Below are 23,039 nucleotides of genomic sequence, written 5' to 3'. Positions count from 1 at the left end.
CGGGCGGCCTGCGTGCGGGAGTCTTCAGAGGTCGTGCCCGTTCCAGGAGTACCGGGTCCTCTACTTCTGCGAGGACGGAACGGGCGTCTCGGTGGTCCGGACGGTGCCCGGACGCGGGCTCGCGCCGGTCGGCATGGCCAGCTTGAGGTCCGACACCGAGTCGATGGTCCGCTGGGGCTTCCGGATCTTCTTGACCTTGAGGTAGCCGAGCAGCGCGAACACCGCCGCCAGGAGCACGAGGACGACGAAGACGACGAGGAAGCCCATCCAGTCCCACGTCTTGGTGCCGAACCACATCGAGATGAGCTTGGCCCACATGAACACGAACGGGAAGAACGACATCAGCAGGAACAGGAGCGCCGCCACGAAGAAGCCGGAGCCGGTCGCGGCCTTCTTCACCTGCTCGGTGACCTCGGCCTTGGCCAGTTCGATCTCGGCACGCATGAGCGTCGAGACATGTGTCGAGGCGTTCTTGACCAGGGTGCCGATGCTGGCATCGCCACGGCCGATCGAATCGGCGTCGTGCATGGGGATAGAGGCCCCGGTCGGCTTGTGGGTTCCCTGGGCGTGGCTCACGGTTGTTCCTCCATTGTCCGGCGACGGATACACCTTCTTCTCAGGCGCGAGGTGCACCGTCGTCTATCGTGCCACGACACGTGGCTGCGTTCACGCGGTACCCGTCAGCCGCGCGTGCCCTTTGACCGGATCTGCTCCATGATGGTCGGGTCGGCGAGAGTCGAGGTGTCGCCACCCTCACGCCCCTCGGCCATGTCCTTGAGCAGACGACGCATAATCTTCCCGGACCGCGTCTTGGGCAGCTCGGGGACGATCGTGATGTCACGCGGCTTGGCGATCGGGGAGATTTCCGTGGACACGCGGGCACGCAGCTCGTCGATGAGGGCCTTGTGGTGATCGGTGTCCTCCGGGGCGCTCTCGCGCAGGATGACGTACGCGACGATCGCCTGACCGGTGGTGTCGTCCGCGGCACCCACGACGGCCGCCTCCGCCACGGAATCGTGACCGACGAGGGCGGACTCGACCTCCGAGGTGGAGATGCGGTGGCCGGAGATGTTCATGACGTCGTCGACCCGGCCCAGGACCCACAGCGCGCCGTCGGAGTCGAACTTCGCGCCGTCCCCGGCGAAGTAGTAGCCCTCCTCGGCGAAGCGGGACCAGTAGGTGTCCCGGTAGCGCTCCATATCGCCCCAGATGCCGCGGAGCATGGACGGCCACGGCTCGGTGATGACGAGGAAGCCCTGGTCTTCGGCAGCGACCTCCTTCGCGTCGCCGTCGACGATCGAGACGCTGATTCCGGCTAGTGCGCGCATCGCGGAGCCGGGCTTGTTCTCGGTGACACCCGGCAGCGGCGAGATCATGATGGAGCCGGTCTCGGTCTGCCACCAGGTGTCGACGATCGGGACGGCGTTCTTGCCGATGTGGTCGTTGTACCAGCGCCAGGCCTCGGGGTTGATCGGCTCTCCGACGGAGCCGAGCAGCCGGATCGAGGACAGGTCGTGGCTCAGCGGGATCTCGCGCCCCCACTTCATGAACGTGCGGATGAGCGTCGGCGCCGTGTAGTAGATGGTGACGCCGTACTTCTCGATGATCTCGAAGTGACGGTGCTCATTCGGCGAGTTGGGCGTGCCCTCGTAGAGGATGCAGGTGGCGCCGTTGGCGAGTGGACCGTAGACGCCGTAGGTGTGGCCGGTGACCCATCCGACGTCGGCGGTGCACCAGTAGACGTCCTTGCCCGGCTTGTGGTCGAACACCACGTGATGCGTGTACGCGGACTGCGTGAGGTAGCCGCCGGTGGTGTGGATGATGCCCTTGGGCTTGCCGGTCGTCCCCGAGGTGTACAGCACGAACAGCGGGTGCTCGGCATCGAAACCCTCGGGTGTGTGATCGCTGGACTGGGAGGGGATGACCTCGTCCCACCACACGTCCCGATCGTCCTGCCAGTCGATGTCGATGCCGGTGCGGCGGACGACGATCACCTTCTCGACGGACGTCGCCGGGCCGTCGACCCCGGGGAGCGAGTCGCCGAGTGCCTCGTCCACGCCCGCCTTGAGGGGCGCGGGCTTGCTGCGGCGGAACTGGCCGTCGGCGGTGATGACGACCTTCGCCTCCGCGTCGTCGACACGCGAGCGCAGGGCCTGCGACGAGAAGCCGGCGAACACCACGGAGTGGGTCAGTCCGAGACGGGCACATGCGAGCATCGCGATGTAGGTCTCGGGAAGCAGCGGCATGTAGATGGCCACGCGGTCACCGGCGACCAGGCCGAGGGAGGTCAGGTAGTTCGCGGCCCGGCTCACCTCGTCCTTGAGCTCGGCGTAGGTGATGTCGCGGGCGTCGTCGGTGGGCTCACCGATCCAGTGGATCGCGACGCGGTCGCCGTTGCCGGCCTCGACATGGCGATCGACACAGTTGTAGGAGGCGTTGAGCTTGCCGTCCACGAACCACTTGGCGACGGGAGCGTCGGACCAGTCGAGGACCTCGGACCATTCGTTGGTCCAGTCGAGGCGTCGGGCCTGCTCGTCCCAGAACGCCAGTCGGTCCTCGGATGCGCGGGTGTACTCGTCCGCTCCGACGTTGGCCTGCGCGGCGAACTCGGCGGACGGGGCGAAGGTCTCGTTGGGATCGTGAGCGGTCATGAGCGGCTACCTCTCGGGGAATGACGGGGTCCACGGTGACCGGATCGACACGGAGGTGCCGACCGGTCCGATGCTGTGAGCGTAGTCACATACTCACCGGTGTGTTTGGGAACCCACCCCACCGGGGGACAGGTACTTCACCCCCGAGCGAGACGCTCAGTCGTCCGTGGAAGCAGACGTGCTCCCGCCGTTCTTCGAGGTGGTGGGCGTTCTCGCGCCTGAGTTTCCCGGGGTGCCTGCGGGTGGGCGGGACGGGGAATCGGTGGGTCCGGCGGGGGTGGACGGACTCGTCGTCGTCGTCGAATCCTTTCCGTCTTTCCCCTTCGGCGCGGTGGTGCCCGCACCATCCTTCGGCGCGGTGGTGCCCGCACCTTCCTTCGGCGCGGCGGAGTCCGTGTCACCCTTCGGTGAGGCAGTGCCCGCACCGGTCCTGGGTGCGGTGGTGCCCGCGGCGTCCTTCGGCGCGCTGGCGGTCGTGCCGCTCGTCGACGGGGTCTCACGACGCTCCGTCGGCGCACCGCCTGACGTCGCGTCACGGGAGGCGCTCCCACGTGCGGCGGGGGTGCCACCAGTCGACTCGCCCTTCTTGGCGCCGCCCGTGTCGTCGTTCTTGCCGTCGTTCTTGGCGTCCTTCTTCTCGGGCTTCGACGTGGGCGACTTCTGGGTCGGGGCAGGCGTCGCTGCGTCACCACGACGGCGGGTCTGCGCCTCGATGCCGTAGTACTCCAGGAGCTTGATCTCCTGCTCGGGCGACAATCCGTCCTCGGTGTCGTCGGGGCGGGGAGAGTCGCGGATCACGGCGCGGGTGTGGTCGACGTGCAACTCGCGGTCGAGGAGGCGGGCTCCGTGGAGGGGGACGATCGCGTCGGCCGAGAAGATGCCGGTCGAGACGGTGGCGAAGGTGATCTTCCCGCTGGCGTCGTCAACGTAGACCTGTCGTACCGCACCGACCTTGGTCCCGGTGGAGTCGAAGGCGGTCGCGTCGAGCAGTGCGTCGAGCTGTTCCTTGAGATTCACGGGGCCTCCGTGGGTCGGGGATGGACGGCACCGGCCGACTCGGCCAGCAGCATGGTCCTGATTACACCAGCTCAACAGCAGTCGAGTTGGCTGAAATTTACCTGTGTCGTGCGATTCGTTGACGCGCACACCACGATCCCGGGACGGGAGGACGTGTCGGTAACCTCGACCTCGTGAACTCCCCAGCCGTCGATCCGCTCGCCCCACTGCTGGCGCTGCCCGGTGTGGCCGAGGCCGCCGAAACCGCACGTGAGGCGCTCGCCAAGGTGCACAGGCACCCGGCCAACCGGCGGGGATGGCCCACCACGTCGGCGGAATCAGTTCTTCGTGGGGCACGGGCGTCGGCCGGTGTCGAAGGGGCGTCCGTGCGCCTGGATTCCGACTCGGGTCCGGACGAGGTGCTGTCCGCCACGCTGCGCGTCGCCGGTGAGCTCACCGGCGAGTCGCTGGACCGGGCGGTGGGCGTGTGGACCCGGTCCCCGCTGCAGGAACTCGCGCACCTGCACCTGCTGGCGGCATCCGGTCCCGACGTGGATCCCGAGAGTCTCGGTCGTCCCCGCCCCGATGCGGGCGTCGCGGAGCGGCTGCAGGGGCTGGCCGAACTCGTCACCGGCGGGACCCGTGTGCCGGCGCCCGTCCTGGCAGCCGTGGTGCTGGGGGAGTTGTCCGGTCTCGAGCCGTTCGGATCGGCGGACGGGATCGTCGCCCGCGCGGCTTTCCGGCTGGTGGCGGTGTCGACGGGCCTGGACCCGCACTGCCTCGGGGTCCCGGAGGTGACGTTCTATCGGGATCCGCAGGCGCTGCGGTCCGCCGTGGACGGATACATGACCGGCACCGAGGACGGCGTCGCAAGCTGGATCATCTACTGCTGTAAGGCGCTCGATGCCGGTGCGGTGGAGGCGACGTCCATCGCGGAGGCCGCCGGTACCTGACCGGCTGTTAGGGCCAGCATCTCGGGGGACTCGTCCGGGACTCGCCGGCCCCGGCACAGCCCGGCATGCCCGGGACAAGCGAATGGCGGGCCGACCTGGGGTCGACCCGCCAACTCACTGCGGTTCCATCGAGAGATCCGGGTACCAAGCGTCCTGTGGTCCGCCGTGTGTCCGGTCCGGGACAACCGCCGATAGCGGCTGGCGCGGACCCACGGCTGGGGTTGCCTCTCGGGCGTCATCCGTCGCGTGGGTTCCGGAATGTCGATGTCGATGGATCAGGCGGGGGGCCGTGACTTCTCTTCCGTCCCGGTCCTGGCGTCGGTTCCACCGTGCCTGCAGATTGCCGTTCCGAGGGGTCCGGTAGCGATGGTGGATCCCTCTAAGAATTCCGGCGACTCGTAGGTCGGTTCTTCCATCGCCAAGAGGGTGCCCGGAGGCCGACGATGACTGGTTGGGGCGTGTTACCCCGACGGGCCCGGGAACACGCGTGTCCGCGCGGAAACCTCAGCGATCCACGCCGCGGGCGAAGGCGAGTGCGGATGCCACCACTGCCACGGCGATCGCGCCCACGCCGATGATCGGGCCGGTGGCCCGCTCCAGGGTCGGCAGCAGCGGCGTCGGATTGGAGAACGTGAGGATCGGCCAGCCGCGCTCGAGCGCCTCGCGCCGCAGGACACGGTCGGGATTGACCGCGGTGGGGTGGCCGACCTCGGAGAGCATCGGCAGGTCGGTGGAGGAGTCCGAGTAGGCGTAGCAGGACTCGAGGTCGTACCCGTAGCGCTCGGCGAACGCGCGGATCGCCACGGCTTTGCCGGGTCCCTGGCAGTAGAACTCGATTTCACCCGCGTAGCGGCCGTTCTCGTCGCGGGACATGCGGGTGCCCGCGTAGTGGTCGGCGCCGAGCATCCGGGCGATCGGGGCGATGAGCTCCTCGCCGGAGGCGGAGACGATCACCAGGTCGTGACCGAGCGCGCGGTGCTCGGCGAGAAGCTCCTGGGCCTCGGCGTAGACGGTGGGGGAGACGGTCTCGGTCAACCCCTCGGTGACGATCCGCTCGACCGTTGCGGGCTCCCATCCCTTGGTGGCCGTGGCCATGGCCTGGCGCACCTTCTGCATCTGCTCGTCATCAGCGTCCGAGAGGCTGAACGCCAGCTGCGTGTAGGCCAGGTCGATCACGGATCGGCGCGAGAGCATGCCCTCGTCGAGGAACGATTTGTTGAACGCGAACACTGATGACGTGGCGATGATCGTCTTGTCGAGGTCGAAGAACGCGGCGACCCGGCGACGGCGGTGCGGCGGCCTGGGGCCCGGACGGCTGGGGGCGGACACGTCCCAACCATAACTGCTTGCGCATTGGGTACAGGTCAGCAATAATGATGACGCCCAACTATTGGGCATCCCCCCAAAGGTGCTCAGTTACATCCCCCCGAGAACTGAGACTTTAGAGAAGCCGCGACATCCCCCTGTCGCGGTTTCTCGCATTTCGGGGGTTTTGGGTTATCGGCCAGTAACCCGGGTTCTCCCGCATCGCCAGCGCCCGCCCGGGACATTCCCATCGCACTCCGCCGGTATTCCACACCCCGTTCGCCCCGTCCACAGGGTCGGCCGCCAGCACGCCTTTCCGCAGGGTTTCGGCTCATCGCGTGAGCCAGGGTGGGACCCGTGAACACGACTGTGAGAGCGGCGCGACCCGAATCCCCGCCGTACGGTGCCGGCAGGTCCGGCGTCGGTGCGACGGGGCCGGTGGCGGGTGTCGGCGCGACGGCGACCACGGTCCGGGTCACCGTGTCCGATCCGGAGCTGGAGGCCGACGTGCGCGCCGTGCTCGCGGCCCTCGCGATCGAGGCGGTCGCCGCCGGCGAACCGTGCGACGTGGAGGTGACCGACGGCGCCGGCGTCGGCAGGGGCCCAGGTGGTGCGCGCGTCGTGCGCGTCGTGGCCGACCGGGACGGGGTCGACGACGACAAGGCAATCCCCCTCCCGTCCCGGACCGGTGACCTGGTGGCGCGGCTCATGGCGCCGATCCCGTCCCGCTCTGGCGGTCAGCTGGTCGTCGTGGGCGCTGTCGGAGGGGGTGGCGCCAGCACACTCGCCGCGGCGTTGGCGGTCCGGGCGGCCCGGTCACGGCGTACCCTGCTCATGGAGACGGACCCGCGTGGGACCGGGGTCGACCTGGTCCTGGGCATCGAGGGCGAGCCCGGTCTGCGGGTCGAGGATGTGCGCGCCGAACTCGGCGGGCCGGATCCGGACGCGCTCTGGGCGGCGGTGCCGAGGCCGCTGCCGGAGCTCGGGGTCCTGGCGAGATCGAGGACCCCTGCCGAGACGGGCTCTCCCGGGGCCGGGGATGGCGGTTCCAGGGACGGCGGGTCCGGAGCGGCGCGCTCACACCGGGGAGCCGGGGGACTGGTGGTGGTCGATGCCGGCGACCCCGCTGGCGCGGGGCTTGTGATCGGAGAGGGCGAGGTTGTCGTCGTCACCAGGGCGGACCTCCCCGGCGCGGTGGCGGCCGACAGGGTGGTGCGCGAGGTCTCCGGCGCGGTGCTGGTCGTGCGCACCGGGCGAGGTGACCCGCTCCACGCCGCTGACGTGGCCCGATTCGTCGGAGCTGAGCGGTGGTACGTCCTGCCCGAGCTGGCGGGAGTGCGGCGGGCGGTCGGCTCGGGTGGCCTGGTGGAGGCGCTCGGCCGGGGTCGGGGTGGGCGGGTTCGAGGGCTCGCGTCCGTGGCCGATGCGGTGCTGCGGGAGGTGCTCGCCGGTGAGTATGCCTGAGGCGGATGGTGGCGCCCTTTCAGCCCATTCCGCTCATTCCGCCCTCCCGTCGGACCTGACAGGGCTCGTCGACCGCGTGCGGGACCGACTCGCCGGGCTCGGCGTGGAACCCGAACCTGACGAGGTGGTGCGCGCGGTGCGTGCGGAGTCCGGGGTCCTGCACGGTCACCTCGACCTGCTGCGGACCGCGCGGGTCGTGCGCGAACACCTCGCGGGGGCCGGGCCGCTCGAGGCCCTGCTGGCGAGTCCCGGAGTGACCGATGTCGTGGTCGACGGACCCGGGCCGGCTCTGGTGGATCGTGGTCGGGGGCTCGAGGAGACGAGTGTCGTGGTGCCGAGCGAGGCCGAACTCCGCGCTCTGGCGGTGCGCCTGGCCGGGCGCGCCGGGCAGCGGCTCGACGATGCGCGGCCGTGGGCCGACGGCGTGGTGCGCTCCCGTGACGGCATCTCGTGGCGGCTCCATGCAGTACTGCCGCCGGTGTCCGTGGACGGGACCTGTCTCTCTCTACGCGTGTCGAGGCCGGCGCAGGCGACCTTCGATCACCTCGTCAGCTCCGGCACGGTGCCCGCGGAGTCCGAAGCCCTCCTTCGAGACCTGGTGGCGGCCCGGGTGGGATACCTGGTGGTGGGCGGCACCGGCTCGGGCAAGACCACGCTGCTCGCGGCGCTGCTCGGCCTCATACCTCACGGCGAGCGGCTGCTGTGCGTGGAGGATTCGCCGGAGCTGCGACCCGCGCATCCGCACGTCGTGCGCCTGGTGGTGCGGCACGGGAACGTCGAGGGCGCCGGTGAGGTGACCATGTCCGAGCTCGTGCGGCAGGCGCTGCGGATGCGGCCGGACCGGATCGCCGTGGGGGAAGTCCGCGGCGGCGAGGTCGCCGACCTGCTCGCCGCGTTGAACACCGGACATGATGGGAGCGCGGGCACGGTCCACGCCAACTCACCCACCGAGCTGCCCGCCCGGCTCGAGGCGCTCGGTGCGCTCGGAGGACTCGAGCGGACGGCACTGTCGGCGCAGGTCGCGGCATCACTGCGGGTGGTGGTGGGCATGCGTCGTCGCCCCGACGGCAGCCGTGGCGTCGACTCCATCGGGGTGGTGCGCCGCGGCACCGACGGGATCGAGGTGGATCCGGCCTGGCGTGCGGACGGCGGCGTCACGCCCGGGCGCGCCGCCCTGGCGGCGCTGCTCCGCGACCGGGTGGCGGAGCAGACGCGATGAGCACCGGACTGCTCCTGGCCGCGATCGCACTGCTCACATGGCCGACGTCCGTCGCATCGCAGCGGCTCCGTTACCTCGACGGCGGCAACTCGCACAGGGCGGGGGCGTGGTCGGCCCGGATACGCGGCGTGGTCTCCAGGCTTCCCGTGCGGGTGGCGCTGCCCCTGGGACTCGGAGTAGCGGCCGGGCTCGCCGCGGGCCCGCTACACGCCTGTGCCACGGCACTGGTGTCGGGAGCGGTCATGGAGCTCCGGGTCCGAGCCGGCGCACGTCGACGCACCCTCGCGGCGATCGGCGCATGGGAACGGGCGCTGGACGACGCTGCCTCCGTGCTGCGGGCCGGCGCGGGGCCCGCACTCGCGCTTGAACGCGCCGCAGAGGGTGCAGCGGCTGCTGATCCGGCGGTGATGAGCACCCTGGACATGGCCTCGTCGCACGCGCGTCTGGGTGGTGATGTCAGCTCGGTTCTCGGCACGGCTGCGCGCGCCACTCCCGTGGTCGGACCCTATCGCGGGACTTCTCGCGCGGCCTCTCGCGCGGCCGCAGCCCGGGAAGGCGCTGGGACCGTCGCAGGGACGGCCGCCGATGCAGTTCCTCCCGTGGTGGGCCGGGTTGCCGGCGAGCTCGCCGGGGCCTGGATGCTGTCGACCAGGCACGGGGTGGTCCTCGCCGACGCGGTCGACGGCCTGCGCGCCGACGTGGCGTCCAGGCGCGAGCGCGCCCAGCGCGTCGACGCCACCCTCGCCGGTCCCCGCGCCACCGCCGTGATCCTCACCGCCCTCCCCGGCTTCGGGGTCCTGCTGGGTTCCGGGTTCGGTGCGGATCCTCTCGGCGTCCTGCTCACCGGGACTCTCGGCGGCGTCCTGTGCCTGGCAGGAGCGGTGTTCCTGACGGTCGGGCTGCTGTGGACGGACCGGATCGCGGGAGGTGCACTCTAGATGGCGCTCGCACTCCTGCTCCTCGCCGCGGCCGTGGTCGTTGCGCCGTGGACACCGGTCGCATCGCACCGACTGACCACGATGGCCGAATCGTCGCGACCACCGTCCACCGGGACACACTCACGAGGTTCGACCCTTCTGACGACGGCGGCCTCCGCCATCCGGGCGGCCTCGTGGCTCCCGGCGGGGATCCGGCATGCGTTGATCCGCCTGATGCACGGCTCGGGTGCCGCGCCGGATCCGGGAACTCTCGCACAACTGGTGGACCTTCTCGCAGCGGCTCTGACCGCGGGGCTTCCCGCCGCAGATGCTCTCGCCGCCGTGGCCGACGCGCTGGAGTCGTCCCACCCCGACCTCGCGGACCCGCTGCGGTCGGTGTCGGCGCGGATGCGTCTGGGGGCCACACCAGACGATGCCTGGCGCGACGTGCCCGGGTCCGGCCCCCTCGCCCCGGTCTCGGCGGTGCTTGTGCGGGCCTGCCAGGGCGGAGGGTCGGTGCGCTCGGCACTTCACCATGCCGCTGACCGGATGCGCTCGGAGGCGGATGCCGCGGCCACGGCCCGCGCGGAGCGAGCCGCGGTGATGGTCGCCGGTCCGCTCGGTCTGTGCTTCCTCCCGGCCTTCGTCTGCCTCGGGGTGCTCCCCGTGGTGATGGGACTGGCCGACGGGATGCTGCCGGGATCCGGCGCCGGCCTGGCGCCATGAACCCGCCTACGGGCCCCACGAACTCCGGGTCGGAGACACCGACCCGGTCAACGAAAAAGGAGAACACCGATGATCACCGACACCGCGATCCAGAGCCCGACCGAGATCGAGATCCCGGCGGACACCGAGACAGACACCCTGACCGAGATCCCGGCGGACAACGACACCGAGGCCGAGACCGAGCCCACTTCTGGCGAGATCGCCCCAGCCGGTACGTGGTCCCTGACCTCCCTGATCTGGGCCGCGGTTGTCCTGGCGAGAGAGGGTATCGCCACCTCGGCAACCCGGATCTGGTCGTTGCTCAGAGAGCGTTTTAGCAGGTCAGTAGGGGCGGATGCTGGAATGTCGACGGTTGAATATGCCGTGGGCACGATCGCCGCTGCGGCCTTCGGGGCAGTGCTCTACACCGTGGTCAGCGGCGACTCGATCCCGGACGCGCTCAGCGGGATCATCGAACGCGCCCTCTCCACTTCGGTGTGATGACGCGCAGCGGCGATTCCGGATCGGTGACGGTCGAAACCGCGTTGGGGATCGCCTCCCTGATCGTGGTGCTGGCGATCGCGGCCGCCGGGGTCGCCGCCGCAGCGGGCCAGGTGCAGGTGGTCGATGCCGCGCGCGAGGCCGCACGGGTGGCCGCGATGTCCGATCCGGGCCGGGGGCGCGCCGCGGGGCTGGAGGCGGCGCCGGGCGCGGAGGTCACCGTCGAGGCCACCGGTGAGACCGTCACCGCCGTGGTGAGCGCGCCGGCTCGGGGGCTACCCGGACTGGAACTCACGGCCCGGGCCGTTGCCCGTGCCGAGGCAGGAGCTCACCCGTGAGCCGCGCAGGGCGAGGTGGGGTGAGGCACGACGACGACACCGGCGCCATGACCGTGACCACCGCGTTCACCGTGGCCGCGGTTCTCGCGGTGACCGTGTTGGTGTTGCTGTTGGGCCGGGCGGTGCTGGCATCGCACACCGCCCGGTCCGCGGCGGACCTCTCGGCGCTCGCCGGAGCACATGCGCTGCGCGAGGGCCGGGACGCGTGCACGGAGGCAGGGCGGATCGCCGGCGCGAACGGCGCGGACCTGGCGGTGTGCACGATCGATGGTCAGGACGTGGTGACGCGCACCGACGTGACGGTCCGGCTCGGCGTGCTCGGGGCCCGTTCGGCGTCGTCTGTGGCCCGCGCGGGGCCTACGGACCGGCCGCCGTCGAGAGCTGACCCACCACCTCCATGAGAAGGGCGATCGCCCCCGGCTTGGACAGCGGGTCGTTGCCGTTTCCGCATTTGGGGGACTGGATGCACGACGGGCAGCCGGACTCGCATTCGCACGAGCGGATCGCGTCCAGTGTCGCCCGCAGCCAGGCCTTCGCTCGCCGGTATCCACGCTCGGCGAACCCGGCGCCTCCCGCGTAGCCGTCGTAGACGAACACGGTCGGCAGACCAGTGTCGGCGTGCAGAGCGGTCGAGACGCCCCCGATGTCCCAGCGGTCGCACGTGGCCACCAGGGGCAGCAGGCCGATCGCTGCGTGTTCGGCGGCGTGCAGCGCGCCCGGCCAGTCCGCCTCCTCGAGGCCGGCGACCCGGAGCAGTTGCGGGGTGACGGTGTAGATCACCGCGCGCGTGGCCAGGGTGGTCTCCGGCAGGTCGAGGGGGGTCACGTCGAGGATCTCGCCGCCGCGCAGCCGCCGCTGGTAGCCGGTCACCAGGGTCGTCACCTCGACGTCGGCGAAGGACAGGGTCACCGGACCCGCCTCGACGGACTCGAGGGTCTCGATGAGGTCGATCGACACCTGCTCGCGCGCCGACGTGGTCCACTCCGGCTCCTCGGGGCGGCACAGCGCCAGACCGTCGTCGAGGTCCAGTTCGTCCACCACAAATGACTGCCCCTGGTGCAGGTACAGCGCCCCGGGGTGGACCTGCGAGCGTGCCCGCACGGAGTCGATCGTGCCGAGCATGCGGCCGTCGGTGGTGTCGACGATCATCACCTCGGCGCCGCCCGTGCCGCGGATGTCGACCTCCGCGTGCGGCGCATGGTCGTCGGCGGCCGGGTACCAGCCCGCAGGGCGACGGCGGACCAGCCGGCGCGAGGCGAGATCCTCGAGCACCTCGGTGGCGCCCCACTCCGCGGCCTCGGCATGCGACATGGGCCGCTCGGCCACCGCGCACCGCAGCTGTCCGGCGAGCAGCACGGGGTTGCGCGGGTCGGTGACGGTCGCCTCGACGGGCCGACCGAGAAGGGCCTCGGGGTGGTGGACGAGGTACGTGTCGAGCGGGTCGTCGCGCGCCACGAGCATCACGAGCGCCCCCTGACCTCGACGCCCCGCCCGCCCGGCCTGCTGCCAGAACGACGCGATGGTGCCGGGGAAGCCGGCGCTGACCACGGCGTCGAGCCCGGAGATGTCCACGCCCAGTTCGAGCGCCGAGGTCGACGCCACGCCCACCAGCGCACCTTCCGCGAGGTCCCGTTCGAGTCTGCGCCGGTCGTCGGCGAGGTATCCCGCGCGGTAGGCGGCGATCCGCCCGGCGAGCTCGCGGCCCCGCGCGCCGCGCTCGGTGGCGAGCTTCTCCCGGGCGCGCAGGGCGGTGGCCTCGGCGCCGGCCCGGGAACGTACGAAGGTGAGTGTCCGCGCGCCCTCGGCGACGAGCTGCGCCATGAGCGCCGACGATTCCACGGGCGCCGGCCGGCGCACCGGGGCGCCGTTCTCGCCGGTCAACCCCTCCATGAGCGGTGGCTCCCACAGTGCGACGGTGCGGCCGCCCTGAGGCGAGCCGTCGTCGGTGACCTCGACGCAACCGCGCCCGGTGAGGGTGCTCGCCGCGGCCGCGGCGGCGGAGGTGGTGGCGGAGGCCAGGACGAAGGTGGGGTCGGCGCCCATCGCGCGGGCCAACCGGTCCAACCGACGGAGGACGAGCGCGACGTTCGAGCCGAACACGCCGCGGTAGGAGTGACACTCGTCGACGACGACGAAGCGCAGCCCCCGCAGGATGCGTGTCCACTGGCGGGCACGTCCCAGCAGTGACAAGTGGAGCATGTCCGGGTTGGTGACGATCCACCGCGAGTTCTCCCGTATCCACGGGCGGGCGTCGGTGGGCGTGTCCCCGTCGTAGGAGGCAGGGGCGACGTGGGCCAGGTCCGGGACCGCGTCGACCAGCGAGATCACCGAGGAGAGCTGGTCCTGCCCGAGCGCCTTGGTGGGGGACAGGTACAGCACGCAGGCGTTCTCGTCAGCGGCCAGTGCACTCAGGGCCGGCAGCTGATAGCCCAGCGACTTCCCCGATGCGGTGCCGGTGGCCACCACCACGTCGCGGCCAGCGTGAGCGTGCTCGGCGGTGGCGACCTGGTGGACCCAGGGTCGGTCGACGCCGCGCTTCTTCCATTCGGCGACCAGTCCGGAGTGCGCCCACTGTGGCCAGTCGCTGTGGCGGGCCTGACGGGCGGGCAGGTCCTCGGCGTGCGTGAGCGGGGACGGGCCGGCCGGGAGCTCGGAGAGCAGGTGGTCGAGCAGTTCGCGTCCGTACGTCGTCACCCCTTGACCGTAGTGGTGACAGCCGCGGATCTGCCTGCGGGACCCGTGGTGACGGGCCGGGAAGCAGACCGTCATGTCGACGACTACGTCACCGCGTACCTCACCGTGCCGGACCGTTCGCCGAGAGTAACTCCACCTTCATCTGACAGACCTGCGGAGATCAGTTCTCCGGCGGCTGCTTCCGTGATCTACTGGACGCGGTCGTCGGCGCCCTCCGCGGAATCCACCGCGGCGAGCCGCCGGCCCGACGCGCGTGGTCAACCCGCGAGTCGCACCTGGCAGCACGGAAAAAGGAACACAGAGAACATGGCACAGGGCACCGTCAAGTGGTTCAACGCGGAGAAGGGCTACGGGTTCATCGCACCCGAGGACGGTTCCGCCGACCTCTTCGTTCACTACTCGTCCATCGAGGGCAGCGGCTTCAAGTCGCTCGAGGAGAACCAGCGCGTCGAGTTCGAGGTGGGAGAGGGCCAGAAGGGCCCCCAGGCGCAGTCGGTCCGCGCTCTATGACCCAGTAGGACTTCGTCCGCGAGGCCCCTACCGTCATCCGACGGTGGGGGCCTCGCGGCATGTCGGAGGGCGGCCGTAGTCTCGAGTCGTGACGCAGATGTCGTTCTTCTCCGCGGACGACCATGTTCCGGAACCCGCCGATCTCGAGGGCGCCCTGGCAGCACGCGGTCAGTCCACCCTGACGGCCGCGGCCGGCCAGGTGTCGGTCGCGCTGGATGCCGCCTGGCGCGCGGACGTGTTCGAGACCCTGCTGTCGGAGGCCGGGCTGGATCCGGTCAGGTCAGAGGCCGATCCGGCGGGCAGGTGCACGGTGTCCACGGCCAGGTCCGCGGAGCTCGCGCCGGTGGTCCGTCGGTGGCGGCGCGGGGCGGTCTCCGCGGTGCCCGAGAACTGGACCCCCAGCGCCGGCGCGCTCCGCGTGTGGTTCCTGACCGCCGGACAGATCGCACCGGGTGGGGTCATCGAGCTGGGGATCGACGCGGGGACCGAGCACCACGCTCCCCGTCGCGATGCGTTGCGGTCCGCATTGGTCCGGGTCGGCATCAAGTCGACCTTTGTGGGGTCCAAGGGCGGGGGACCGCTGCTGCGCCTGGGGACGGCCCGCGCTCGTGCGCGGTTGGCCGAGAACCTCGGGGCCGCGCCCGCCGGGATCCCGGAGGACTGCTGGCCGGTCTGACCGCGCAGCCCGTCGGCGCGTCCCGAAGCCATTCGGGTCGGTCAGTAGATTGATGGCATGTGCATGCTCGTCGTGGCTCGTCGGGTCCATCCCCGCTATCCACTCATCGTCGTGGCCAACCGCGACGAGGTCCTCGATCGCCCGACCGAGCAGATGCATGAGTGGCACCGAGCTGGTACCGGGTCGAACGGCGACGGGTACGCAGGTAACAGGACCGTCGGAAACGGGAACTCAGGCGGCGGGATCACCGGCGACGGAGTCGGCGGCATCGTCGCCGGACGAGACGTCACCGCCGGCGGGACCTGGCTCGCGCTGGGGTCGGGCGCACGGTTCGCCGCCGTCACCAACGTGCGCGAGGTCCTCCCGGACCCGCCGCAGCCGCCCAGGTCACGGGGGGAACTGCCCGTCGATGCCCTGACCGGGCCGGTCCCGGTCACCGGGTTCGCTGGCCATATCGTCGATCAGCTCGACCAGTACGGCGCCGTCAATCTCCTGGCCGGTGACCTCGACGAGATGTGGTGGGCGTCCAACAGATCGACCCGCGGGCCGCTCCGGCTGGGAACCGGTGTGCACGCGTTGTCCAACGCCGCGCTGGACACACCGTGGCCGAAGGTCGTGGGTGCCGCCCGCGAGGTCCGCTCTCTCCTCGGGACTAATGCCCTGGAGGGTCCGGGCTGGTCGGGCAGGTTGCTCGACCAGCTCGCCGATCGCCGCAGGGCCCCGCTGACGCATCTTCCGAGAACTGGCGTCCCGTTTTGGCAGGAGTGGCAGCTGTCCTCGAGGTTCGTCCGCATCGGCTCGTGGTACGGCACGCGGTCGACCACCGCGATCCGGATCGACGAGCACGGCACGACCGACGTGGTCGAGCGGACGTGGGACGCGCGCGGCCGCATCTCGGGAACGGTCGCCCGGACTCTGTGACAAGGGCCGCCGCGCAGGAATTCCTGTGCGGCGGCCCTCGCGTGTGCTGGCCGGTTTGAGGTCGGCGTGTGTTGTGTCAGGCGACGGTCCAGGTGTTGGTGCCGTCGAGGAGGGTTTGGAGGTCTCCGGGGGTGGTTTCCTTGGCGTTGGTGACCTGGGCGCGGGCCTGGTCGTCGTAGGTGGGGCGGTGGACCTGGCGGATGACGCCCATGACCGTGTACTCGAGGTCCTGGCTGGACAGGTTTGCCAGGGCGTGGGCGTAGGCGGGGTCGTCGGTGTGGGCGTCGTGGACGATGATGTCGGCGTCGTCTACGTCAGCGGTGGCGGCGACGGTGAGGGAGAAGCCGGACCGGATGACGCAGTGCTGGCCCTCGTCGCCGAAGATGATCTTCTCACCGTGACGCACGTGGATGAGGTGGTCGGCGGCGTTCTCCTTGCGCAGCAGGTCGAAGGAGCCGTCGTTGAAGATGGGGCAGTCCTGCATGATCTCCACGAAGCTCGTGCCCCGGTGGAGCGCGGCGGCTTGGAGGACTTCGGTCAGGCCTTTTCGGTCGGAGTCCAGGGCGCGGGCGACGAAGGTGCCTTGTGCGCCGAGTGCCAGGGACAGGGTATTGAAGGGGTGGTCGAGTGAGCCCATGGGGCTGGACTTGGTGACCTTGCCCGTTTCGGAGGTGGGGGAGTACTGGCCCTTGGTCAGTCCGTAGATGCGGTTGTTGAACAGCAGGATGTTGAGGTTGACGTTGCGGCGCAGCGTGTGGATCAGGTGGTTGCCGCCGATGGACATCGCGTCACCGTCACCGGTGACGACCCAGACCGACTGGTCGGGGCGTGCGGTGGCCAGGCCGGTCGCGATGGCAGGGGCACGACCGTGGATCGAGTGCATCCCGTACGTCTCGAGGTAGTACGGGAAACGGCTCGAGCAGCCGATGCCGGAGATGAAGGTGATGTTCTCCCGCTTGAGCCCGAGCTTGGGCAGCAGGGCGCGGATGGTGGCCAGGATGACGTAGTCGCCACAGCCGGGGCACCAGCGCACCTCCTGGTCGGAGGTGTAGTCCTTGGGCTTCTGCGGAGCATCCGTCTTGGGCACGGACGCCAACGCGTCCAGCGGCAACTCGGTGCCGACGAGTCCGGAGTCTGTACTTGTCATGGGTGATCCTCTCCTCGCTCGTGACGTCAGCGGCGGTTGGCGGTGGTGGTGCCGGTGGCGGTGGTGCCCAGGCGATGATTGCTGGTCGCGGGCTCACCGGTGGTGGTGGCCACGCCGTCGAGTGCGACGCGGTACTTGTCATGCTCGGCATGGGTCAGTCGGCCGGCGAACTCCGCCTCGATGGCCTCCTGGAGCTCCTCGGCGGAGAACGCCATGCCCTGCACCTTGGTGATGGGCTGGATCTCTGCCGGGAACCGGGCCTTGAGCAGCATCGACAGCTGGCCGAGATTCATCTCCGGCACCAGCACACGGCGGTATTTGCTCAGGACGTCACCGATGTTGGCGGGAAGCGGGTTGAGGTGCCGGACGTGGGTACGGGCCACACGGTGACCGTTGGCCCGCGCACGACGGACGGCCTCACCGATCGGACCGTATGACGAGCCCCAGCCGATCACCAGGACGTCGGCCTTGCCGGACGGATCGTCGACCTCGAGGTCGGGGACCTCGATGAGCGCGATCTTCAGGGCGCGGATCCGCGTCATCAGTGCATGGTTGTCGCCCGTGTAGGAGATGTTGCCGGTGCCGTTGGCCTTCTCCAGTCCGCCGATCCGGTGCTCCAGGCCCGGGGTTCCGGGCACCGCCCAGTCGCGGGCGAGGGTCTGTGGATCGCGGGCGTAGGGCAGGTACTCGGTGGCCTCGTCCCCCTCGGCGGGGGCGACGGCGAAGTTCTTGTCGATCGCCGGCAGGTCGGCGACCTCTGGCAGCAGCCACGGTTCGGAGCCGTTGGCGATCGCGCCGTCCGAGAGCAGGATGACCGGGGTGCGGTAGGTGACCGCGATGCGGGCGGCTTCGCGGGCGGCGTCGAAGCAGTCGGCCGGCGACTGCGGCGCGACCACCGCGACGGGAGACTCGCCGTTGCGGCCGAACAGGGCCTGCAGCAGGTCGGACTGCTCGGTCTTGGTGGGAAGTCCCGTGGAGGGGCCACCACGCTGGACGTCGACGACCACCAGCGGAAGCTCGGTCATCACGCCCAGGCCGATCGCCTCGGACTTCAGAGCCAGGCCAGGTCCGGAGGTGGAGGTGACGCCGAGGGCACCGCCGTAGGAGGCGCCCAGTGCCGCGGCAACGCCGGCGATCTCGTCCTCGGCCTGGAACGTCGTGACGTCGAACTGCTTGAGCTTGCTCAGCTCGTGCAGGATGTCCGAGGCCGGGGTGATGGGATAGGTGCCCAGAAACACCGGCATCTCCGCGGACATGCCGGCGGTGACCAGACCGTAGGCCAGGGCGGTGTTGCCCGTGACCTGGCGGTAGCGGCCCGCGGGCAGTGTGGCGGGCTGGATCTCGTACTCCGAGGCGAACGCCTCGGTGGTCTCGCCGTAGTTCCACCCGGCCCGCAGCGCGAGGACATTGGCTTCGAGGATCGCCGGCTTCTTGCCGAACTTGCCGGCCAGGAACTTCTCGATCGACTCGACCGTGCGGCCATACATCCACATCAGCAGACCGAGAGCGAACATGTTCTTACACCGCTCGGCGTCCTTCTTGCCGATGTCCACCGACTCCACGGCGCCGATGGTGAGGGTGCCCATCGCGACCTCGTGGACCTGGTAGGCCTCGAACGCGGGCGAGCCCAGCGGGTTGGACTCGTAGCCGACCTTGGTGAGGTTGCGCTTGGTGAACTCGTCCGAGTTGACGATGAGGATCCCGCCCGAGGGCAGGTCGGCGATGTTCGCCTTGAGCGCGGCCGGGTTCATCGCCACCAACACGTCGGGGCGGTCACCGGCGGTGAGGATGTCGTAGTCCGCGATCTGGATCTGGAAGCTGGAAACGCCATGGATCGTGCCCTGCGGGGCACGGATCTCGGCCGGGTAGTTCGGCTGGGTCGCCAGGTCGTTTCCGAACGCAGCGGCCTCGGAGGTGAACTGGTCACCTGCGAGCTGCATGCCGTCACCCGAGTCACCCGCGATCCGGATGACCACCTTGTCCAGCCTGGTCTTGGACGCATTGCCCACCGCTGCTGACCTCCACTACATCGAAATTGTCGGGCTCGTCACGACACCCCTGCGCTGGCCGAAGTTACGCCGGGTACGACGTAGCCCGCGACCACTAGCCCGCGCGCAAACTGTAACAGGTTGCACTTCCATCTGGGGGTCGCTTCCCCCAACCATAGACCGATCTGTCTATTTGGGCTACTCGTGGATGTCGGGGGTCGATTTTTTTCCACCGGAACTGCTGGTATGAATTACTCATCACCACGCACGCGGTTGTCACGAGGGCCCGGCGCGTTGTCGTCGTCATCGGTCTGGTCGTCCTCGCGCCTAGTGCCTCGTGCCTCGTGCCTTGTGCCTCGTGCCTTGTGCCTCGCGCCCGCTGGCCTGAACGTCGACGCACCGGATCTGTAGCGGCGCCGTGGGGGCAACGGCCATTCCTATAAATGGGGACGTGAAAGGTGACGACGCGCTCGCGGAGACCACGCGATGGACACCTGGCGACACATAACCAACACTGCACGGAACAGGCTCCCTGACCAGCACGGGGACACGTTTCGGTGTGGAGAGCGTTTCTCGCCGCCGGCCGCATGCCTGGTATGAATTCCTATAGAAGGACCCCGGCACGCGTACCGTAACCGGGGATCGAGGGATCGGTGGCAGGCGTCGTCGACGCATCAGCGCAGGTTGGGAGCACTCCAGTGGCGAGCAAGCAGACAGCATCGGGCGGTAAGCGGAGCCTGGTGATCGTCGAGTCCGCCACCAAGGCCCGCAAGATCCAGCCGTACCTGGGCTCCGACTACGTGGTGGAGGCCTCCGTCGGGCACATCCGCGACCTGCCCAAGGGCGCCGCCGACATCCCCGCCAAGTACAAGAAGGAACCGTGGGCGCGCCTCGGCGTGAACCCCGACGCGGACTTCGAGCCCATCTACGTGGTGAGCACGGACAAGAAGAAGAAGGTCGCCGAGCTCAAGAAGGAACTCGCCGGGGTCGACCAGCTGCTGCTCGCGACAGACCCCGACCGTGAGGGCGAGGCGATCGCCTGGCACCTGCTCGAGGTGCTCAAGCCCAAGGTGCCGGTCAAGCGGATGGTGTTCCACGAGATCACCAAACCCGCGATCCTCGCGGCCGCGGAGAACACCCGCGAGCTGGACACGGACCTGGTGGACGCGCAGGAGACCCGCCGCATCCTCGACCGCCTCTACGGCTACGAGGTCTCGCCGGTCCTCTGGAAGAAGGTCATGCCGCGACTGTCCGCCGGGCGTGTGCAGTCCGTGGCCACCCGCGTGATCGTCGAGCGCGAGCGCGAGCGCATGGCCTTCGTCGCCGCCGACTACTGGGACATCACCGCCTCGCTCGCCACCCAGGGCGTCACAGGGGGCGACGCCGGCGAGCCGACGAGCTTCACCGCCCGCCTGTCGGCGGTCGACGGTGCCCGCGTGGCGCAGGGCCGCGACTTCGGCCAGGACGGGAAGCTCAAGGCCTCCGGCGCCGCGAAGGACGCCGTGGTGCTGGGCGAGAGTGCGGCCAAGGCGCTGGCCGGCGCGCTCGAGGGCGCCGACTTCGTGGTGGACTCGGTGGAGTCCAAGCCCTACACGCGGCGACCCTATGCGCCCTTCATGACCTCCACGCTGCAGCAGGAGTCCGGTCGCAAGCTGCGCTACACATCGGAGCGGACGATGCGCATCGCGCAGCGGCTGTACGAGAACGGCTACATCACCTACATGCGAACCGACTCCACGACGCTGTCCGAGTCGGGCATCGCCGCCGCCCGGGCGCAGGCGGCGGAGCTGTACGGCAGCGAGTACGTCTCGCCCTCGCCGCGGCAGTACAACCGCAAGGTCAAGAACTCGCAGGAGGCACACGAGGCCATCCGCCCCGCCGGCGAGACCTTCGCCACCCCGGGTCAGCTCCACAGCGTGCTGGACGCCGAGGAGTACCGCCTCTACGAGCTGATCTGGCAGCGCACCGTCGCCTCCCAGATGGCCGACGCCCGCGGTACCTCCGTGAGCATCCGCATCTCCGGGCAGGCCGGTGCGAACGACTCCGGCTACAGCACGGCCACGTTCGCCGCCTCCGGCCGCACCATCACCTTCCCGGGCTTCCTCAAGGCCTACGTCGAGGCCGCCGACGAGCCCGCCGAGTCCTCTGACAAGCCCATGGCCGACGACGCCGAGCGGCGCCTGCCCCGACTCGACGAGGGGCAGAAGCTCACCGGCACCGACCTCGTCGCCGACGGCCACACCACCAGCCCGCCGGCCCGCTACACCGAGGCCAGCCTCGTCAAGGCGATGGAGGAGATGGGCATCGGCCGCCCGTCCACCTACGCCAGCATCATCCGCACTATCCAGGACCGCGGCTACGTCTACTCCCGCGGCAACGCGCTCGTGCCCAGCTGGGTGGCGTTCGCCGTGGTGGGGCTGCTCGAGCAGAACTTCGGTCGACTCGTCGACTACGACTTCACGTCCCTCATGGAGGACGAACTCGACGCGATCGCCGAGGGCCGCGAGAACCGCGACGACTGGCTGCGTCGCTTCTATTTCGGTGCCGGTGCCGGTGCCGGGTCCGCCGGGTCAGGCTCCGGCTCGGGCACTGCCTCCGACGACTCGGCGTACGCGCTCGGACTCAAGAACCTCGTCGACGTGAACCTCGAGGCCATCGACGCCCGCAGCATCAACTCGATCCGCGTGTTCGACGACTCCGAAGGGCGGCCCGTCTACGTGCGCGTCGGCCGCTACGGCCCGTACCTCGAGCGGATGGTGACGGGCGAGTCCGGAGAAGAGCAGTCGCAGCGCGCCAACCTGCCCGAGGGCATGAGCCCCGACGAGCTCACCCTGGAGGTGGCCGAGAAGCTCTTCGCCACCCCGCAGGACGGGCGTCCGCTCGGCACGGACCCGGCCACCGGCCACGAGATCGTGGTCAAGGACGGCCGCTACGGCCCGTACGTGACCGAGAAGCTGCCCGAGGCCACCGACGAGGAGAAGAAGGCCTGGGCCGAGAAGGTCATGGCCGAGGCCGACGAAGAGAAGAAGCGGATCGACGCCGAGCGCGAGGCCGCGATCGCCGCCGCGAAGAACGACGCCGAGGTGGCCGAGGCCAAGAAGGCCGCCACCAAGGCCAAGGCCGCGGTGACCCGCAAGGCCAAGAAGGACGCCGACAGCCCCACCGGGCCCAAGCCGCGCACCGGCTCGCTCATGCAGTCCATGGAGCCGGCCACGGTGACGCTGGAGGACGCGCTCAAGCTGCTCTCGCTCCCGCGCGTCGTGGGCGTGGACCCGACGAGCGGCGAGGAGATCACCGCGCAGCTCGGCCGCTACGGTCCGTACCTGCGCAAGGGGACGGATTCACGCACGCTGGACTCGGAGGACGCCGTCTTCACGGTGACCCTCGACGAGGCGCTGAAGATCTACTCCGAGCCGAAGCGTCGGGGTCGCCAGGCCGCCGCCCCCAAGGCCCTGCGCGAGATGGGCGTCGACGAGGTCTCCGGCAAGCAGATGCTCGTCAAGGACGGCCGTTTTGGCGCGTATGTCACCGACGGCGAGACTAACGCCTCGCTGCGTAAGGGCGACACCGTGGAGACGCTCACCGATGCGCGGGCCTCGGAGCTGCTGTCCGAACGGCGGGCCAAGGCGCCGGCTAAGAAGGCTCCTGCGAAGAAGAAGGCGCCGGCCAAGAAGAAGGCGCCGGCCAAGAAGAAGGCGTCTGCCAAGTAGGACCCCGGCTCGGCTCGGCTCGGGCTGCCTCCCGCCAAGGGCCTCTGCGGGCTTCCGCAGGCCAGCGTGGGCCGCCTACCGCCGTGGGCTTCCGCAGGCCTCTGCGGGCTTCCCTCGGTCAGCCGTCACTCCGGTCAGCCGTCACTCCGGTCAGCGTTTGCCCAGGACGCTGGCCGCGAAACCGTACCGGACTGACGGCTGACCGGTCCCGGGAGCGGGAGCGAGGGCGCGGGAGGAAGCGACAGCCCCGAGAGGCGCAAGACCCCGGCAAGGCGCAAGACCCCGCGTGGTGCGAGGCCTCGGGACGGCGCGAGGCCCCGGGAAACGCGAGGCCCCGGCGCAGG

Annotated in this window: 19 protein-coding genes; 12 read left to right on the top strand and 7 right to left on the bottom strand. The window is 70.1% G+C overall.

Going from position 1 to position 23,039, the window contains the following annotated elements; genetic code table 11:
* Nucleotides 1–60: 60 nt before the first annotated feature.
* The 3 genes from OPF83_RS09865 to OPF83_RS09855 form a co-directional block, all read right to left on the bottom strand.
* A complete protein-coding gene (locus OPF83_RS09865) occupies nt 61–576 on the bottom strand; it encodes a phage holin family protein (RefSeq protein ID WP_264887267.1) in 516 nt (171 codons plus the stop codon).
* A 104-nt stretch (nt 577–680) separates the two neighbouring features.
* Nucleotides 681–2,651, bottom strand: coding sequence for an acetate--CoA ligase (acs, locus tag OPF83_RS09860; RefSeq protein WP_264887266.1), 1,971 nt, complete (start codon nt 2,649–2,651; stop codon nt 681–683).
* 156 nt (nt 2,652–2,807) lie between these two features.
* Nucleotides 2,808–3,668, bottom strand: a complete 861-nt coding sequence (locus OPF83_RS09855; RefSeq protein ID WP_264887265.1) for a PRC-barrel domain-containing protein — start codon at nt 3,666–3,668, stop codon at nt 2,808–2,810.
* 173 nt (nt 3,669–3,841) lie between these two features.
* Between OPF83_RS09855 and OPF83_RS09850 the strand changes: the two genes are divergently transcribed.
* Nucleotides 3,842–4,600 carry an oxidoreductase gene (locus tag OPF83_RS09850; RefSeq protein WP_264887264.1) on the top strand — a complete coding sequence of 253 codons (759 nt, stop codon included), beginning with the start codon at nt 3,842–3,844 and terminating at the stop codon, nt 4,598–4,600.
* A 504-nt stretch (nt 4,601–5,104) separates the two neighbouring features.
* Here OPF83_RS09850 and OPF83_RS09845 read toward each other — a convergent pair.
* Nucleotides 5,105–5,929: an HAD family phosphatase gene (locus OPF83_RS09845; protein ID WP_264887263.1), complete on the bottom strand. Its 825-nt coding sequence runs from the start codon at nt 5,927–5,929 to the stop codon at nt 5,105–5,107.
* 333 nt (nt 5,930–6,262) lie between these two features.
* Between OPF83_RS09845 and OPF83_RS09840 the strand changes: the two genes are divergently transcribed.
* The 7 genes from OPF83_RS09840 to OPF83_RS09810 all read left to right on the top strand — a co-directional run bounded on the left by OPF83_RS09840 (nt 6,263) and on the right by OPF83_RS09810 (nt 11,450).
* Entirely contained in the window at nt 6,263–7,369 is a 1,107-nt protein-coding gene (locus OPF83_RS09840; protein ID WP_264887262.1) for a chromosome partitioning protein, read from the top strand.
* Entirely contained in the window at nt 7,362–8,588 is a 1,227-nt protein-coding gene (locus OPF83_RS09835; protein ID WP_264887331.1) for a TadA family conjugal transfer-associated ATPase, read from the top strand. The genes OPF83_RS09840 and OPF83_RS09835 overlap by 8 nt, the downstream gene beginning before the upstream one ends.
* Nucleotides 8,585–9,526, top strand: a complete 942-nt coding sequence (locus OPF83_RS09830) for a type II secretion system F family protein (protein WP_264887261.1) — start codon at nt 8,585–8,587, stop codon at nt 9,524–9,526. Before OPF83_RS09835 ends, OPF83_RS09830 begins: the two co-directional genes overlap by 4 nt.
* Nucleotides 9,527–10,231 (top strand): type II secretion system F family protein, encoded by a 705-nt coding sequence (locus OPF83_RS09825; protein WP_264887260.1) that lies wholly within the window; start codon nt 9,527–9,529, stop codon nt 10,229–10,231.
* Between the two features lie 288 nt (nt 10,232–10,519).
* Nucleotides 10,520–10,711, top strand: coding sequence for a DUF4244 domain-containing protein (locus OPF83_RS09820; protein WP_264887330.1), 192 nt, complete (start codon nt 10,520–10,522; stop codon nt 10,709–10,711).
* Nucleotides 10,711–11,049, top strand: a complete 339-nt coding sequence (locus tag OPF83_RS09815; protein ID WP_264887259.1) for a TadE family type IV pilus minor pilin — start codon at nt 10,711–10,713, stop codon at nt 11,047–11,049. The genes OPF83_RS09820 and OPF83_RS09815 overlap by 1 nt, the downstream gene beginning before the upstream one ends.
* Nucleotides 11,046–11,450 (top strand): Rv3654c family TadE-like protein, encoded by a 405-nt coding sequence (locus tag OPF83_RS09810; protein WP_309297766.1) that lies wholly within the window; start codon nt 11,046–11,048, stop codon nt 11,448–11,450. Before OPF83_RS09815 ends, OPF83_RS09810 begins: the two co-directional genes overlap by 4 nt.
* Here the strand turns inward: OPF83_RS09810 and OPF83_RS09805 are convergent.
* Entirely contained in the window at nt 11,407–13,743 is a 2,337-nt protein-coding gene (locus OPF83_RS09805) for a DEAD/DEAH box helicase (RefSeq protein WP_264887258.1), read from the bottom strand. The two genes, OPF83_RS09810 and OPF83_RS09805, sit on opposite strands and share 44 nt — an antisense overlap.
* 306 nt (nt 13,744–14,049) lie before the next feature.
* Here OPF83_RS09805 and OPF83_RS09800 point away from each other — a divergent pair, with 306 nt between their 5' ends.
* From OPF83_RS09800 to OPF83_RS09790, 3 genes are all read left to right on the top strand, one after another.
* A complete protein-coding gene (locus tag OPF83_RS09800) occupies nt 14,050–14,253 on the top strand; it encodes a cold-shock protein (protein ID WP_264887257.1) in 204 nt (67 codons plus the stop codon).
* A 97-nt stretch (nt 14,254–14,350) separates the two neighbouring features.
* Nucleotides 14,351–14,929, top strand: coding sequence for a hypothetical protein (locus tag OPF83_RS09795; RefSeq protein ID WP_264887328.1), 579 nt, complete (start codon nt 14,351–14,353; stop codon nt 14,927–14,929).
* Nucleotides 14,930–14,986: 57 nt separating this feature from the next.
* A complete protein-coding gene (locus OPF83_RS09790) occupies nt 14,987–15,850 on the top strand; it encodes an NRDE family protein (protein ID WP_264887256.1) in 864 nt (287 codons plus the stop codon).
* Nucleotides 15,851–15,926: 76 nt separating this feature from the next.
* On the opposite strand, the gene OPF83_RS09785 is transcribed toward OPF83_RS09790, so the two are convergent.
* Both OPF83_RS09785 and OPF83_RS09780 read right to left on the bottom strand, forming a co-directional pair.
* Nucleotides 15,927–16,997 carry a 2-oxoacid:ferredoxin oxidoreductase subunit beta gene (locus OPF83_RS09785; protein ID WP_264887255.1) on the bottom strand — a complete coding sequence of 357 codons (1,071 nt, stop codon included), beginning with the start codon at nt 16,995–16,997 and terminating at the stop codon, nt 15,927–15,929.
* Nucleotides 16,998–17,023: 26 nt separating this feature from the next.
* The gene (locus tag OPF83_RS09780) at nt 17,024–19,006 is read right to left on the bottom strand and encodes a 2-oxoacid:acceptor oxidoreductase subunit alpha (protein WP_264887254.1); all 1,983 of its coding nucleotides are present in this window, start codon (nt 19,004–19,006) and stop codon (nt 17,024–17,026) included.
* Nucleotides 19,007–19,725: 719 nt separating this feature from the next.
* On the opposite strand from OPF83_RS09780, the gene topA reads away from it, so the two are divergent.
* On the top strand, nt 19,726–22,695 hold the full coding sequence (gene topA, locus OPF83_RS09775) for a type I DNA topoisomerase (protein ID WP_264887327.1): 2,970 nt from the start codon (nt 19,726–19,728) through the stop codon (nt 22,693–22,695).
* The last annotated feature ends 344 nt before the right edge of the window (nt 22,696–23,039 follow it).

It is taken from the genome of Dietzia sp. NCCP-2495, from assembly GCF_026011735.1.
GTDB lineage: Bacteria > Actinomycetota > Actinomycetes > Mycobacteriales > Mycobacteriaceae > Dietzia.
The sequence above is the reverse complement of the archived record's forward strand: the minus strand, read 5'-3'. Positions and strand labels throughout refer to the sequence as shown.

Bases quoted from the DNA above. Each gene is read 5' to 3' on its own strand.
- acs (WP_264887266.1), bottom strand. From the start codon at position 2,651: ATGACCGCTCACGATCCCAACGAGACCTTCGCCCCGTCCGCCGAGTTC.
- OPF83_RS09835 (WP_264887331.1), top strand. From the start codon at position 7,362: ATGCCTGAGGCGGATGGTGGCGCCCTTTCAGCCCATTCCGCTCATTCC.
- OPF83_RS09830 (WP_264887261.1), top strand. From the start codon at position 8,585: ATGAGCACCGGACTGCTCCTGGCCGCGATCGCACTGCTCACATGGCCG.
- OPF83_RS09825 (WP_264887260.1), top strand. From the start codon at position 9,527: ATGGCGCTCGCACTCCTGCTCCTCGCCGCGGCCGTGGTCGTTGCGCCG.
- OPF83_RS09815 (WP_264887259.1), top strand. From the start codon at position 10,711: ATGACGCGCAGCGGCGATTCCGGATCGGTGACGGTCGAAACCGCGTTG.
- OPF83_RS09800 (WP_264887257.1), top strand. From the start codon at position 14,050: ATGGCACAGGGCACCGTCAAGTGGTTCAACGCGGAGAAGGGCTACGGG.
- OPF83_RS09795 (WP_264887328.1), top strand. From the start codon at position 14,351: ATGTCGTTCTTCTCCGCGGACGACCATGTTCCGGAACCCGCCGATCTC.
- OPF83_RS09790 (WP_264887256.1), top strand. From the start codon at position 14,987: ATGTGCATGCTCGTCGTGGCTCGTCGGGTCCATCCCCGCTATCCACTC.
- OPF83_RS09785 (WP_264887255.1), bottom strand. From the start codon at position 16,997: ATGACAAGTACAGACTCCGGACTCGTCGGCACCGAGTTGCCGCTGGAC.